The sequence below is a fragment of the Anabaena sp. AL93 genome (assembly GCF_001672085.1).
Lineage (GTDB): Bacteria > Cyanobacteriota > Cyanobacteriia > Cyanobacteriales > Nostocaceae > Dolichospermum > Dolichospermum heterosporum.
Window position 1 is genome coordinate 1 of the sequence record NZ_LJOU01000117.1, and the last position, 15557, is coordinate 15557.

Sequence of the window (15557 nt, forward strand, 5' to 3'; positions counted from 1 at the left end):
GTCGCCATCTTGACAAAAATCAAGAAAAATTGGCTGGACTTTATGCTGGTAATCCTCAGCGTAAAACGGCACGTCCTACTGCTGAAATGCTTCTTGTTGCATTTAAAGAAATCACATTGATATTAATTGAGGTTAACAATGAAGTCTACACTCATTTAACTACTCTTTCCCCTTTACAGCAGCGTATTCTTGTTTTACTTGGGTTTCCCCCTACTATTTATACTCAGCTTAGTGGTCAATCTTTTACTCCTGAGTAGAATTCTTCTAACTCTCGCAAAAATGGGCGAACCGGGAGTTATGAGTAATAGGCGATGAAGTAAGGATTCAAAATATAGAATAAATCTGAGATAAACCTTTTAGACAAATTCTTGTCTAACAAGTATTCTAACTCTTAAATACCCATGCTATACCTATACTATGAGTGAATTAAGTGTTGAATTATTATTTCTAACTTCTTACGTGATTGTGTTATTAATTAAAACTCATTTTGAACTACGAAATCAGGCATAGAGCTTTTCCACCCATTGATAGATATTAAATATTTTTTCAATATGCGATGCTTTTAAACGATAAATATTATCCGGATTGTAAGTTTCTATTTTTGTATTTTGGATTATTTAGTAAATTTTCGTAGGAACAAATAAATCTAGTAACAACATGGCGATTTATCCAATTACTCTCATCGTCCATCCCGGACAAACATAGAAACTTTGCAAAAAATACACAAAAATTTAATATATAGCTTTCCTGGCTTATTCATGGAGGTGCTAAACAGACAACAGGCAACAAGCAATAGATTTTTTCACAGATCATTTAGGATGGATATATAGGAGTGTTTATCTACATTTTGGATATTTGTTAAAGTGAGTATCAGGGGGTTTGACATATTTGCTAATTAAGAAAAGAATGAAGAATATGCCGATATATCTTCCAAAAAAGATAGTTTTTTGTGGGTGCTAAAACCAGTAATGATCATGGGTTGTATCTAGCCATAACCAAAAATAATGGACAAATACTGATTTACCTTCCAGATAAGGAATGATCAAGAAGAGAGTCTTTTGCTAGAGAAAAAGGGTGTATTTGTCCTGAAGGGAAAACTACCCAGTCTGAAACAGGCTGTTGTGATTAAATTATGTACCAAACAAAGCAACCATCCCTAAAGGAAACTATGAATCTTGCTGAATTGGGAACAATGGAAATACTAGAGAATATTACTGATCATGAAGAACCAACAATCGAGAGTTTAGATCAAGTAGTATATGAAGATACTGCAATTGTCGAAAACTTGGAATCAGAAGAACGCAATGGCGATGACATGGCCGCAGCCCGTCCTTCGGGATATAATAAAACCGAAAATGATGATGCTGTAGGCGCATTTTTTAAGGAAATGGCACGTTATCCACTACTCAAACCTGATGAAGAAGTGGAACTAGCCAGACGAGTCAGATTTTTGGAAGAAGTCAAAGAATTGCAAGCAGCATTGGAATTGGAACTAGGAGCGCACCCTAGTAAGGTTCAGGTGGCTTCGCAATTAGAAATGACAGAAAAACAACTGGACAGCCGATTGTATCAAGGTAGAGTCGCCAAGCGAAAAATGATTCGCTCCAATCTCCGGTTAGTTGTATCTATTGCTAAACGATATTTAAATCGTGGTGTCCCTTTTCTCGATTTGATTCAGGAAGGAGCAATGGGTTTAAACCGCGCTTCTGAAAAATTTGATCCCGATAAAGGATATAAGTTTTCTACTTATGCTTATTGGTGGATTAGACAAGCAATTACCAGAGCGATCGCTAATGATGCCCGAACTATTCGCTTACCAATCCATATTGTTGAGAAACTTAATAAACTAAAAAAAGCACAACGGGAACTTAAACAAAAACTCTCTCGTAACCCAACGGAAGCCGAAATGGCTGAATCTTTGGAAATTACGGTTCACCAACTGCGTCAACTTCAACAACTTCGACGACAAGCACTTTCCCTTAACCACCGTGTCGGTAAAGAAGAAGACACAGAATTAATGGACTTGCTAGAAGATGAAGATAACCAGTCTCCCGAAGCAAAAATGAACGAAAACATGATGCGTCAGGAAATTTGGGAAGTTCTAGGAGACGTACTTACCCCCAGGGAAAAAGATGTCATTTCCCTCCGCTATGGACTCACCAGCAGCGAACCCTGCACCCTAGAAGAGGTAGGTAATATGTTTAACCTTTCCCGTGAACGAGTTCGCCAAATCCAAAGTAAAGCCATGCGAAAGTTACGTCGCCCCCACATAGCCAAACGGTTAAAAGGCTGGTTGGTTTAAGTTATTAGTCATTAGTCAGTTGTCATTAAGTAGGTGGGCGTTAAAAATTGTCGTTGGGGTAAGGGAACAGGGAACTCTCAACAGGGAACAGGAAGGGAGTTTTGAGTGATTTTACTTTTCTTCACATACCTTTAAATTTTTCTGTTCACCTACTTAGTTAGTTGCCTGTGGTTAGAAAAAATTAGACCTCTTGAGTATAAACTGTGAATTAATGACCAATGACTAATGACTAATGACTAATGACTAATTTAATTATCCGTTTTGCCCAACCCAGTGATTCTCATACCCTATTTGCATTAATTCAAGGACTTGCAAAATATGAAAAACTATCCGATGCTGTGATTGGTAATGCTGAAGCCCTCAAAGATCATTTATTTGGTTCGCCAAAATATGTATACGCAATCTTAGCTGAATCTCAAGGTCAAGCTGTAGGTTTTGCTATATTTTTTCATAATTATTCAACATTTCTCACCAAGCCGGGACTTTACCTCGAAGATATCTTTGTTTTGCCAGAATATCGCCGCCAAGGTATTGGTAAAGCACTTTTGGCAAAGGTAGCTCAAATAGCCCTAGAAAGGGATTGTGGGCGCTTAGAGTGGAGCGTTTTAGATTGGAATGTGTCAGCCCAAGCATTTTACCGGAACATGGGCGCAGATATTTTAGATGATTGGCGGATTTGTCGTGTAACTGAAAAGGATATTCCCCAATTAGCAAATCAAAAATGAAGTTTAAAAAATCAAGGAAAAATCCAAACAGTTTACCTTTTATCTTTCATTATTAATTTCTTTTTGCTAATCGTAAATTTAAATTCACATAAATTTACCTTCAGCCTAAACCCTCAAGCTATCAATCAATTAATCGCCAATTTCCCATAATTGAGAACCAAGTTTGACAGCTTGTCTTTTGACTAATCCCACAAAATCAAATGAAAATTATAGAGGATATTTGCACGGATTCAGCCATTGTCGTAGAGAGAACACCACATGAAAAATATCGTCTCAGTATTATTAATAGGCATAGCCATCTTCACCTTTGCCTTCAGTAGCCCCGCTTTGGCTGCTGACGCTGCTAGTGGCGCTGCATTATTTAAGGCTAATTGCGCTCAGTGTCACGTTGGGGGCGGAAATTTAGTTAATCGAGCTAAAACCTTGAAGAAAGAGGCTTTAGAAAAGTACGGTATGTACTCGGCTGAAAAAATTATTGCTCAAGTTACTAAAGGTCAAGGTGCAATGCCAGCCTTTGGTAATAAATTAAAAGTAGATCAAATAGAAAATGTAGCTGCTTATGTACTAGAACAAGCTGATAATGGCTGGAAAAAGTAAAGTTACATCTAACTTGATGGTTTAACAATGTGCGGGGCTTTTCGCTTATTATTCCTATAGTTATAGCAGTATGCACTCTTTGTGAGATCCAGTCAGCAACCCGCAAAGCCTGTAGGGGCGGGGAAACCCCGCCCTAGATTGTATTGCATTAAGCATAATAACTGTCATGTTATTCATAACTAATCATCCATAACTAATCATAAAATATGAGTTTATCAGGCATTACTATAGAACAGCGCGAAAAAGAGGCTGAAGCCTTAAAGACTTTCCTGATCTTTAGTTTTATTGGCTCACTAGCATTACATACTGGACTATTAGCTTTAGCTATTAATAAGTTTTTCTTCAAAGTACCTGAAGTTACAAATGAACCAATTGAAGTAACAATTTTGGAAACTCTCCCTCAGAAAATAATCCAACCACCAGTAGAGATCAAATCCCTAGCAAAAATAAATTCTGGTGGTGGAAATGAAGGCGGCGAAGTTTCTATACCAACAAAAACAACCATTAGTAAAATCAAGTCTTCTGTTGCCCCTGTAAGCACACAGCCTCAACCAAAAACCACTAATAACCTGATTAGTAAACAATCCCCAATACTCACGCCTCCTAAAAGTGCAATCATCCCAAATTCTCTAAAAAATAACTCTATAGAAAATACAACTCCTGAACCGACAATAGCAACAATCCCAACAGAAACCAAACCAATCCAAAAATTAGATGAAACTTCAAATACCCTAGCGTCTACTGAACCTCAAGCGGAAACAAAACCTACGGAAATCCCATTATTAAAGTCAGAAATTCAACCTAATATTAGTTCTAATAATATCCCCAGCAACTCCACGAATTTTACACCTGTTTCGCAGAATAGAAAGATTTTCAGTAATTTAGGTAATCAGCGCTGGAGAGATATTTTAGGTAAAGATTCCGGTAATGGTGTGGGAAGCAATTCCGATAATAGTGTGGGAAGCAATTCCGGTAATGGTGTGGGAAATAATTCCGGTAATGGTATTGGAAATAGTTCTGGTAATGGTATTGGAAATAGTTCCGGTAATGGTGTAGGAAACAATTCTGGTAATGGTGTAGAAAACACAGCAAAGCCAGAAAATAAACCAGTAGCTACCGCACCCAAACCTCCCATCGAAAATAGTTCTAAATTGAATCGTGCGGATTGTCTACAGTGTCAAATTAAGTATCCAGAGAGAGCCAGACGGCGGGGTGCAGAAGGAAATCCAGAAGTTTCTATTGATACTGATGATAAGGGTAATGTTACGAGAGTGCGGTTAATCCGTTCCAGTGGTGATAGTGAACTGGATGAAGCTGCTCAAAAAGCTGCTCAAGAGTGGAAATTAACACCCACAGAAGCAGGAAGAGAAGGAGTAAGAGCCTCGGTTAACTTTGCTATTAAAGGATCACAGCGTCACCGTAAACTTCAAGAACGCCAAATAGAAAAACAGCGAGAAGCCATTAATAAAAAACCGGAACAAGAAGCTGCTGCTTCCACTTCGATAGAATCACGTCAACGCAATCGCAGAAAAACGAATGTTATTATTACCGATATTCCATCCGAAAATATAACTAGACAGAGACAAGAATCTGCACCCTCCAAAAGTAAACCAGTTTCACTACCCCGTCAGTCTATTGAACCTGAACAACCCAAGCAAACAGAAGAATCTCCAGCCCGTCGCCGTTCAGTTCAGCCCGTAAAATCTGACACGAGTAATCAATCGGACGAAGGTAGAACCGAAAGAATACAAAAAAGTCAGAGACGCTTAACAGAAGTCCTCCGTCGTCGTCAAAAGTCTGCTGATTCACCACCAGCAGAATCTCCCGCACCACTAGAACCTGCGACTACATCACCAACTGAGTCTAAAAGTCAATAGTGCTAAGATTAGCACCCGACAACAGATTTTTAGTGTGAAACTTGGGTAAGTCCTATGCCAAAAAGCGTTACTCTAGATGATAAAGTTCAAAAATAATTATGACACCGGAAGACATAGCGGGTACGTTAACAGAGTTATTTAGTGCTGAAGTTGTAAAATCTATCGCTCCTGGTTCTTGGCAAGTAGAAACTGCTGATTTTCGGTTGTTGGTGCTGCTTTCAGAAGATAATACCTGGTTGCGGATATTATTGCCAATTATGCCTTTACAAGAAGCCGCAGCCTTTATGACACAGTTTCTAGAGGCTAATTTTGATGATACTCAGGAAACACGATATGCCGTTTATGATGATGTAATTTGGGGAGTATTTCAGCATAATAGTGGCACTTTGACTAATGGAGATTTTGCTAATGCGATCGCTCGTCTGATTTCATTATATCAAGCTGGTGTTCATGATGTTTTCAATAATTTAGTAGAAACTCGTATCCGCGAAATTATCAAAGCCGCAAAACAACAGGGACAATCTTTAGAAGCCACTATGCAAAATCTAGACCGTTTTTATGCCGAAGGATTATTAGGAGATATTGACCAAAATGCCCAGGGACGAGAACAAGTTTTAGCAGCTTGGCAAAGACAATTAGAACGTCTTTGGATGGAGATGTAATCGAGTTGACGGGGAAAGTCTCTACATTACTTCTCCATAGGTGCTGATTAAATTTGACTATAGATCGCTGAGATTTATCCCTAAGATTGGACAGTTTACAAATTTATTTCCAGACCAATCTGTGAAAGTATGATCATTTTTGTAATGTCTGGGTGTTTCCATCATTAATTCCCAGGCTTTTCCCGCATTTAATAAGTTAAATCTTTCAGGGTAATATGTTTGTAATAGTTCTTGCACCATTGGCGCATAATCTGAATTTATGCCGGGGAAAATGTGATGTTCTGTATGGTAAGAAAAGTTTAAATGTAAGACATCAAATAGTTTCGGAACTCGAATAGAGAGACTATTAATGAGAGGATCATTTACATTGGTCATGCGGCACAACATATGATTGGTATAGATATAAAATATCAGCCCCGCATAGCCTATCCAAATAGGCAAGAAGTAGCTAAGAAGTAGTTTAATGGGGTGGAACTCCAGGTAACTTAAGATGGTAGCATGGATGGCGATAATCATGAGTAATTCTACAGCGATCGCCCGTTGTTCTTTCCCACTAACTGTAAAAGCCACTACAGGATACTTAGACTTACCATTATTGAATAATAAAACTGAGGTCAAATTCCGAAATGTGTGGACGCCCCAAGCATGACTCATTCCTATAAACAATAAAATAGGATTTACCTCAGATGACGGCACAAAAGCATTCTGAATCCATTTACCCCAATTTTTAGGTTGATTATCTAAATAATTACGATCTGGATCTTCCAAAGAATTTGTTTTATTATGATGTTCTCGATTGTGTACTGCTTTCCATAAAGTTGGCGGCATCCATAACATTGTGAATCCCAATAAGCTAATTATTTGTCTCAACCAAGGATTCGTAACTGTGCGGCTGTGAAGGAAATTGTGGGTACTAAAAAGCAAAACAATCACACTATTAGCCATCACTAATGCTAATGGTAAATACAGCCAAAGAAAATACCAATTCCAGTCATCAAGATGATTGGCAATTCCCCAACCTAAAATCATAATTGCTAGATTAATTAAGAGAATCCAGAGTTTATTGATATCAGGTAAAAATGCTTCTGTCGGCAGTAAAGGACGCAAATTTTTAGCATACTCTGCTTGCGTCATCCAAGCTTTTTGTTCAAGTGTATTCATGAATATTTTTAGTTTTGTTTGCAGGTTGATTAAGACTTTGCGAAAATATTTCATCCGACGTAAAGTCTAAAGGTTGTAAATTTACAAAGGGCAACCAATGAGGAGAGAAAAATTCATCAATTCCAGACTTTTGCAGCAATTTGGTGTTTTCTTCACCTATTCAGGTAACTCAGCAGCATTACGAATATTTTGTAAAATTAAACTAGGTGCAGTTCGTTTAACTAACCCAGTTAATACGTTTCCAGGACCAATTTCTACAACTTTCTCAATGCCATCTTCTACTAATTGCAAACAAATTTCTCGCCAGCGGACAGAACCAGTCATTTGTTGGGAAAGACGCTGTTTTAAAGTTTCCGCTGCCACTGCTGGAATTGGATCTACATTAGATGAAACTGGAACATTTGCTGACTGAAAAATCACTGAATCCAGAACTTCTTGAAATTCCATTGCGGCTGCTTTCATTAAATGGGAATGAAATGCACCCGAAACCTTTAAGGGGATGGCCCGTTTAGCTTTAACTTGTGAAATGACAGTCTGTACAGCGTCTGGAGTTCCAGAAATAACAACTTGGAGAGGACTGTTATCATTTGCTAAAACTACATCAGGTGTGGCGCTAATAACTTTTTCTAATTCTTCTCGGTCAAAGTTCATTAATGCTGCCATCATTCCCCCAGCAGCACTATCCATTAATTCTGCCCGTCGTTTTACCAAGTGTAATCCAGCCGACCATTCAAAGACACCAGCGACATAAAGGGCTATATATTCGCCTAAACTATGACCTGTAACTACGTCTGGTTGCTGTCCTTTTTCCCGCAAAATATCAGCAATAATACTTTCGATTACATATAAACTAGGCTGGGTATAAAGTGTTCTTGATAAGGTGTCAATATCACTTTGACATATATCTATTACAGACCAACCCAAAATTTCCTCAGCTTGAATAAATTTTTCTTTGGCAGATGGTAGAGTTAACAAGTCTATTCCCATTCCCAATGCTTGAGAACCTTGTCCGGGAAACACCCATGCAGTTTTAGTCATTTGTTATTAGTCGGTGGTCAGTTGTTAGTTGTTAGTTGTTAGTTGTTAGTTATTAGTTGTTAGTTGTTAGTTGTCAGTTGTCATTGATTATTAGTATTAATTTTCTACTTTTGACTTTTGACTTTTGACTTTTGAATTATCTATCTTCCCCATTGAAAAATGGCTGCCCCCCAGGAAAGACCTGCACCAAAACCAGATGTGGCAATGATATCATTAGGTTTAATTTTCCCGGCTCGCACTGCTTCATCTAAAGCCAGGGGGATAGATGCAGCGGAGGTGTTACCATAGTCGGCGACATTGCTGATAATTTTATGTTTGGGAATCTCTAAGCGTTCAGCAACGGAATTGATAATCCTTTGATTTGCTTGATGTAATACTAGCCAATCTATATTTTCAACTTTGAGATTAGCTGCAAATAGGGCTTTGTCTATCACTTCTGGAACTTTTTGCACAGCGAAGCGGTAGACTTCTTTACCGTTCATGGTAATAGGATGATATTTGCCTGTAGATACGTGAATATCTGGCGCTAATTCTGTGCTAGAGGCGTTATAGGCTAGGTTGAGACAATTGTTTTGAGAACCGTCGCTTTTGAGGCAAAATCCTAATAGGCGATCGCTTTTATTAGCCTGTAATACCACCGCCCCAGCCCCATCACCAAATAACACACAACTGCGTCTATCTTGCCAATCTACCCATCGAGAGAGGATATCAGCCCCAATTAAGAGTACATTTTGATAAACACCTGTTCTGAGGTATTGGGCGGCTGTGACTAAACCAAAGACAAAGCCAGAACAGGCAGCAGTTAAGTCAAAGGCAACTGCTTTGGTAGCACCTAATTCACCTTGAACACGGCAAGCACTTCCAAACAGGTCATCAGGAGTGGATGTGGCTAATAAAATTAAATCTATGTCTGCTGCTGTGATCCCGGCGGCAGTAATAGCCTGCCGACTAGCCGCAGTGGCTAATGATGTCAGTGAGTCAGGGGGCAATGCTAACCGTCTTTGACGAATTCCTGTTCTTGAGGCAATCCACTCATCTGATGTTTCTACCAGTTGAGTTAATTCTTGGTTGTGTAAACAAGTTGCTGGGACTGCTGAACCACTGCCTGTAATTGCTATACCACCGTTAAAAAAATTTTGCACTTCTTTTTTTCCTCAATTGTCAATTGTCATTTGTAAATTGTCAGTTGTCTTGTTTGTAAGCATTAATAATGAGTACCAATGACAATCCCAATTTTAGATTTGAGATCAAGAATTTCAGATTTATAAAAGTATTTATGAATCTAAAATCCCCAATCTAAAATTGGATGACAAATGACAAATAGTTGTTAACGTAGTATCTCCACGTTGAAGAAATAATAGCTAACTACTTTCATTTTGGAGAATTTGATATTGGGATTGGAGTCTTTCTAGCACCTGATTATCTACGGCTTCTTTAGCCATGCGAATGGCACTAAAAATAGATGGTGCTTGGGAACTACCATGACCAATAAAACAAATACCGCTGACACCCAGAAGCAAAGCTCCTCCGTGTTCAGCATGATCCATGCGTTGTTTAACGCGCTTCAGATTAGGTTTTAAAATCGCTGTACCGATTTGACCGTGTATCCCTTGGGGTAGTTCTTCTCGAAGAATTTGTAGAATTACGCCCCCAACTGCTTCGGCAAATTTTAATAAAATATTACCCACAAAGCCGTCGCAAACAATCACATCAAATTCACCAGATAATACATCACGCCCTTCAGCATTACCAGTAAAATTAATTTGAGTATTTTCCCGTAACAATTGGTGGGCGCGAAGAACTACTTCGTTACCTTTAGTATCTTCTTCGCCAATATTCAATAAACCTATCTTGGGATTGTCGGTTCCCAAAACATACTGACTGTAAATTGAACCCATAACTGCAAACTGCTCTAAAAATTTAGGGCGACAGTCTACATTAGCACCAACATCCAGGATCATTACTGGCTTGCCGGCTTTGATGGTGGGGAATACTGTGCCAATTGCTGGGCGGTCAATTCCCGGTAATCTGCCTAATCGCAGCAAAGCTGATGCCATAGCTGCCCCAGAGTGTCCAGCAGAAAATACAGCATCTGCCTGTTGATTTTTGACTAAATCCATCGCTATGTTGATGGAAGATTTCCGCTTGCGTCTAACTGCGTTGAGAGGATCTTCATCCATAGCGATCGTTTCCTCGGCAGGAACAATCTCCAAATCCGCCATAGTTGTCTTTGGCGGCATTACAGCCTCGATTTGTTGGGGATCTCCAACCAGTAATATTTTTACACCCAATTCTTCTCGCGCCCGCAGTGCGCCGGCGACGATCTCAGTGGGTGCATGATCTCCCCCCATTGCGTCAATTGCGATCCTTACACCAGTCGATCCCATTGCTCAGAGCTTATAGAAACCTTACAAATTTTATCAGATTGCAATACTTAAAAATTCAGAATTCTCAAAAAAGCATAAGAAAATCTATTTTTTCTGCAACTAAGAGAATTCAGGAGCTTGCATTAATTGAAATATAACGATACCTAATTAAGCATATAGGTATTTTGAATAGGACTGAGAACGATCAGGTTAAAGCTTTTTTATGCTCTTTTACCGTTCACCGGAAAATATGTGAATGAACTACCCCTTGCTAATTACTATAAAGGCGTTTTCTAGATGATAATAAACTGAAATTATAGCAGACCAAACAACAAAAATGAGATTTACATTTACAGTCCCCAGTAACTACAATTTTTTAGGCAGATTTTACCGACTGGCAAGCATCAGCGTGCTTGCTAATATGATGGTTCCTTTGGCTGGTTTGGTAGATATTGCTTTTTTAGGGCATTTAACAGATATTCGACATTTAGCAGGAGTAATTTTAGCAACTATTCTCTTTGATTATCTTTATCGAGTATTAAAGTTCATGCGTTCTAGCACCAATGCTATAACGGCTCAAGCTGTTGGTAAAAATGATGATAAAGCAGTAGTTTTAGCTGGTTTACGGAGTGGTTTAATTGCTTTACTAGTGGGTTTAATTATTGTTTTATTGCAATATCCTTTACAAAAAATTGGTTTTTTCATTTTGAGTGGTTCTTCAGATATTGAATCTGCTGGAGTTGATTATTTTTATGCGCGAATTTGGGGCGCACCTGCTGTCCTCCTCAATTTTGTTTTATTTGGTTGGTTTTTAGGTAGAGAAATGAATTGGGTGATGCTATTAATGTCAATTGTCGGTAATGGTTCTAATGTATTGTTAGATTATTTGATGATTTCTAAATGGGGTTGGGCAAGTGTAGGGGCAGGTTTAGCAACAGCATTAAGCCAGTATTTAGCTTTAATCGTGGGTTTAATATGGATGTTTTTTACTATTCCTTGGCAAGCTGTACCAGCAGCCATTCAAGAATTATTTGATTGGGTAGCTTTAAAGGAAACTTTTGCGTTAAAAGGTAATATTTTGATTCGGTTTTTAGTATTAATTTCTGTCTATTCTATTTTTACTAATTTAAGTGCAACCATGGGAACAACTGTTTTAGCGCAAAATGGTTTATTACTCCAAATTGCTCTTTTGAGTCAGTTTACAATTCAAGGGGTAGGAGTAACAATGCAAACCCTGACAGCGAATTTTAAAAGCAAAGGCAATACTCAACAGATCATCCCTTTATTAATAGTTTCTCTAGTTACGAGTGTGGTGATTGCATTAGGTTTTGCCGGGACATCTATTTTCTTCCCTGATCAGGTATTTGGATTATTAACTAATCACACAGAAGTGAATCAAGAGATTAATCAATATACCATTTGGTTACTGCCTATTTTAGTAATGACTGCCATTACTTTTATGCTAGAAGGTTACTTTATTGGTTTAAAGGAAGTTGCAACTTTACGTAATGCGGTATTATTATCTTTTGTAGTGGGTTTTATCCCCTTACTAATTGCTGCTGGATATTTTCACAATAATCATTTATTGTGGTCTTCTTTACTGTCTTACATGACAAGTAATATGGTTTTATTAGGTATCTCTGTACCTGGAACATTGAAAGATAAAAGTTTAGAAAATCAGCCATTAATTTCCAGATAAGACTCCCATTTGTTTTTTCAGATCCCCGACTTCTCGAAGAAGTCGGGGATCTTGTCTTGTCCAGATTAGAGGAAATTAAATTAACTCAAAACCCAGCTAACCAGTGTTCTCACACCAAAACCAGTTGCCCCAGCACCATTGTAGCCATGTTCCTTATCAGCCCAAACTGGTCCAGCAATATCTAAATGCGCCCAAGGAGTATCCTTAACAAACTGCTTCAGGAATAAAGCCGCAGTAATAGAACCGCCATAACGGGGTCCGGTATTTTTCATGTCAGCAATACCCGATTTTAACCCGTCAAAATATTTATCTTCCATCGGCATCCGCCAAATTTTCTCACCAGCATTGTCAGCGGCGGTTTGTAGTTGGGAAGCTACCGCGTCATCTGGTGTAAATAAACCCGCGATATCTTCGCCCAAAGCCACCACACAAGCACCTGTAAGGGTAGCTAAATCAACGATCGCATCTACACCCAATTTATCAGCATAAACCAAGGCATCAGCCAAGGTTAACCGCCCTTCAGCATCGGTGTTATTAACTTCGATTGTTTTGCCATTTGATGCAGTTAAGATGTCTCCAGGGTGCATAGCCTTACCGCTAATCATGTTTTCAGTAACGGCGGAGATAAAGTGAACTTCTACATCTGGTTTTAACTGCCCAATGGCTTTGGCTGCACCTAAAGTTGCGGCTGCACCACCCATATCCATTTTCATGGTTTCAATGCCGCTACCAGCCCCTTTAATGTTCAATCCACCGGAATCAAAAGTTACACCTTTTCCGATAATTGCCAGTTTCCGCTTAGGTGTACCGGCTGGTTTATAGATGAGGTGAATGAATTTTGGTGGTAAATCAGAAGCTTGGGCGACTCCCAAAAATGCCCCCATGCCTAGTTTTTCGCATTCTTCCTGTTCGAGAATTTCCAGTTCTAACTCGTGTTCGTGAGCGATCGCTTGAGCAGTTTCTGCCATAGTAATAGATGTAACCGCATTCGCTGGGGCTGCTACCAACTGTCTCGCCAAAATCACGCCAGAAACAATTTGATTAGCGCAGGTAATAGCCGCTTCTTGTCCAGCTAAACCAAGTAAATCAATGGTTTCGATATTGGGATTTTTATCTTCTGGCTCGGATTTAAAGCGAATATCTTGGTAAAGTGCCAATTCTATGCCCTCAGTTAGTGCTTGGGCTGTGGTGGCTGGGTCATTATTCCACAGTGGTAAACTGATGCCCAAAGTCTTGGTTTTTTGCTTTTTGGCGGTTTTGGCTATAGTCGCGGCTACACGGCGTAAACTGTCTAATTTTAGTGCGTCTGGTTTCCCTAAACCAACCACAATCACCTTCTTCACTGGACCAGTCCCACCTAAACGAATGACAACGGTGCTATTTGCCTTACCTGTAAACTCTTCCTCGGCAATTACTTCCTTTAAAATTCCCGCAAATTTATCATTTAAGTTGACCAGATCACCAGTTAACTCCACTGCATCTTCAAATAGACCAAAGGCTAAAGTATCACCAGTCCAATCTAATAATCCTGTATTTGTAAGTTGAATCGTCATTTTTGTAATTTCTGTCTATCTTGCTTCATGTACCAGTATTGCTCAAATTTTCCGAATCATGGGCGTTTCACGCAACGTCTTGACAATCTGGTAAGATGAAAAATAGTTGACAAATATCCAATTTACAAAGTTTTATCGGTTTTTTAGCCATCCGTTGCTTGTAAAAATTATTCCTATGCCTAAAGAAATCAATCAGCCCCAATTACCACCCACCAGCGCTATTGACAGTGTGACTAATGTTGCATTTGAAAATTGGTTTGAATATCCAGTTCGGGCCCAACCTCACCACACTGATTACGCAGGTATAGTTTGGCATGGTACTTATTTAACATGGATGGAAGAAGCACGGGTAGAATGCTTACGCTCTATAGGCATTGAATTTGCTGATTTAGTAGCTTTAGGTTGTGATTTACCTGTTGTAGAATTGTCAATTCGTTATCATCAGTCGGTGAAATTAGGAATGCCAGTCCTAGTAAGAACACGGATGGCTGAGGTAACGGGAGTGCGAATGAACTGGGACTACACCCTTGTTTCTCCTGATGGTCAGGATTTATATATTACTGCTCTGGTAACGTTAGTAGCTTTGGATCGAGAAAAAGGTAAAATTATGCGTCAGTTACCACCCGCGTTTCAAGATGCTTTGGCGAAAATTTCCGGTTCTCGGAAGATTAGGTAATGGAAACTGGGAACTATAATAAAAAAACTTTTCCAGCAACCCATAGTCTTAATATGTCTAAATCAGTAAAAATATCTGATCATTTAACACAAAAGGTTCGAGAAAAAGAGAAAGAGAAAGAGGAACAACTAATTAATGAACTTAGACTTTTATTAAAAACCTTGATTTATCAGGAAGAAGTTACAATTAAAGCCATCATAGATTGTCTTTATGATGTTGGTTCAACTAATTTTATAAATCATAAGCTGCATTTTGGAACTCTCAATAAGACTCTAAAATTTATGACTAAAATGTCGAAGCCAGTATTTAAAATCCTGGCTTGGCAATGGTTTAATAAAAATTGTCCTGAGTTAATTACTAAATGGCTGGAAAGTAAGGTGACATTTGCCAGAGTGGAAGAAACGAAGATAGAGGTGATGGTAGATAATGAAAATCTCAGTTTAGCTTCTATGTCTCAACTTCCAGAAGAAAATCAAGCTAATCAGGTAAAACATCTGCATTTCCAGGTGAAATTGTTAACAGGTATTTTAGTTGTAGTTTTAACTATCTTTTCCGGTAGTTTTATTTGGTTGAATTATTCATTAAAGTTATCGCATTTGCAAACTGTAGAAAAACTCCAAAATCAAGTTAAAATCCTAGAATCTGGTGTCAATAGACATTAGTAAGTAGGTGGGCGTTAAAAATTGTCGTTGGGGCAAGGGAACAGGGAACTCTTAACAGGGAACAGGGAACAGGAAGAGAGTTTTGAGTGATTTTACTTTTCTTCACATACCTTTAAATTTTTCTGTTCACCTACTTAATTAAAAATGAATAAACATACAGCACTTTGTAGTGTTATGAAGTACAAGAACCCCACCCCCAACCCCCTCCCCGCAAGCGATGAGGGGGCTAAGATGTACCT

The 15557-nt window shown here is 38.8% G+C and carries 13 protein-coding genes and 1 pseudogene; 9 read left to right on the top strand and 5 right to left on the bottom strand.

The window, feature by feature from the left end; translation table 11 throughout:
* The 6 genes and pseudogenes from AN486_RS23255 to AN486_RS23280 all read left to right on the top strand — a co-directional run.
* Window positions 1-257: pseudogene (locus tag AN486_RS23255) on the top strand (hypothetical protein); the annotation flags it as partial.
* An 875-nt stretch (window positions 258-1132) separates the two neighbouring features.
* A complete protein-coding gene (locus tag AN486_RS23260) occupies window positions 1133-2302 on the top strand; it encodes an RpoD/SigA family RNA polymerase sigma factor (RefSeq protein ID WP_168634864.1) in 1170 nt (389 codons plus the stop codon).
* Between the two features lie 239 nt (window positions 2303-2541).
* Window positions 2542-3027, top strand: coding sequence for a GNAT family N-acetyltransferase (locus tag AN486_RS23265; RefSeq protein WP_053538543.1), 486 nt, complete (start codon window positions 2542-2544; stop codon window positions 3025-3027).
* Window positions 3028-3285: 258 nt separating this feature from the next.
* Window positions 3286-3624 (top strand): cytochrome c6 PetJ, encoded by a 339-nt coding sequence (gene petJ / locus AN486_RS23270; protein WP_053538544.1) that lies wholly within the window; start codon window positions 3286-3288, stop codon window positions 3622-3624.
* Between the two features lie 206 nt (window positions 3625-3830).
* Window positions 3831-5501: an energy transducer TonB gene (locus AN486_RS23275; RefSeq protein WP_168634862.1), complete on the top strand. Its 1671-nt coding sequence runs from the start codon at window positions 3831-3833 to the stop codon at window positions 5499-5501.
* 98 nt (window positions 5502-5599) lie between these two features.
* The gene (locus AN486_RS23280) at window positions 5600-6163 is read left to right on the top strand and encodes a hypothetical protein (protein ID WP_053538546.1); all 564 of its coding nucleotides are present in this window, start codon (window positions 5600-5602) and stop codon (window positions 6161-6163) included.
* Between the two features lie 57 nt (window positions 6164-6220).
* On the opposite strand, the gene AN486_RS23285 is transcribed toward AN486_RS23280, so the two are convergent.
* From AN486_RS23285 to plsX, 4 genes are all read right to left on the bottom strand, one after another.
* On the bottom strand, window positions 6221-7324 hold the full coding sequence (locus tag AN486_RS23285; protein ID WP_053538547.1) for a fatty acid desaturase: 1104 nt from the start codon (window positions 7322-7324) through the stop codon (window positions 6221-6223).
* A 156-nt stretch (window positions 7325-7480) separates the two neighbouring features.
* Window positions 7481-8362, bottom strand: coding sequence for an ACP S-malonyltransferase (fabD, locus tag AN486_RS23290; protein WP_053538548.1), 882 nt, complete (start codon window positions 8360-8362; stop codon window positions 7481-7483).
* 140 nt (window positions 8363-8502) lie between these two features.
* The gene (locus tag AN486_RS23295) at window positions 8503-9504 is read right to left on the bottom strand and encodes a beta-ketoacyl-ACP synthase III (protein WP_053538549.1); all 1002 of its coding nucleotides are present in this window, start codon (window positions 9502-9504) and stop codon (window positions 8503-8505) included.
* Window positions 9505-9723: 219 nt separating this feature from the next.
* Window positions 9724-10749, bottom strand: coding sequence for a phosphate acyltransferase PlsX (plsX, locus tag AN486_RS23300; RefSeq protein ID WP_053538550.1), 1026 nt, complete (start codon window positions 10747-10749; stop codon window positions 9724-9726).
* A gap of 316 nt (window positions 10750-11065) precedes the next feature.
* On the opposite strand from plsX, the gene gntT reads away from it, so the two are divergent.
* Complete coding sequence (gene gntT, locus AN486_RS23305) at window positions 11066-12427, top strand: guanitoxin biosynthesis MATE family efflux transporter GntT (protein ID WP_053538551.1); 1362 nt, start codon at window positions 11066-11068, stop codon at window positions 12425-12427.
* 80 nt (window positions 12428-12507) lie between these two features.
* On the opposite strand, the gene AN486_RS23310 is transcribed toward gntT, so the two are convergent.
* Window positions 12508-13980: a leucyl aminopeptidase gene (locus AN486_RS23310; RefSeq protein ID WP_053538552.1), complete on the bottom strand. Its 1473-nt coding sequence runs from the start codon at window positions 13978-13980 to the stop codon at window positions 12508-12510.
* A gap of 175 nt (window positions 13981-14155) precedes the next feature.
* Here AN486_RS23310 and AN486_RS23315 point away from each other — a divergent pair, with 175 nt between their 5' ends.
* Both AN486_RS23315 and AN486_RS23320 read left to right on the top strand, forming a co-directional pair.
* Entirely contained in the window at window positions 14156-14656 is a 501-nt protein-coding gene (locus AN486_RS23315; RefSeq protein ID WP_039199261.1) for a thioesterase family protein, read from the top strand.
* A 53-nt stretch (window positions 14657-14709) separates the two neighbouring features.
* Window positions 14710-15318: a hypothetical protein gene (locus AN486_RS23320; RefSeq protein WP_053541216.1), complete on the top strand. Its 609-nt coding sequence runs from the start codon at window positions 14710-14712 to the stop codon at window positions 15316-15318.
* The last annotated feature ends 239 nt before the right edge of the window (window positions 15319-15557 follow it).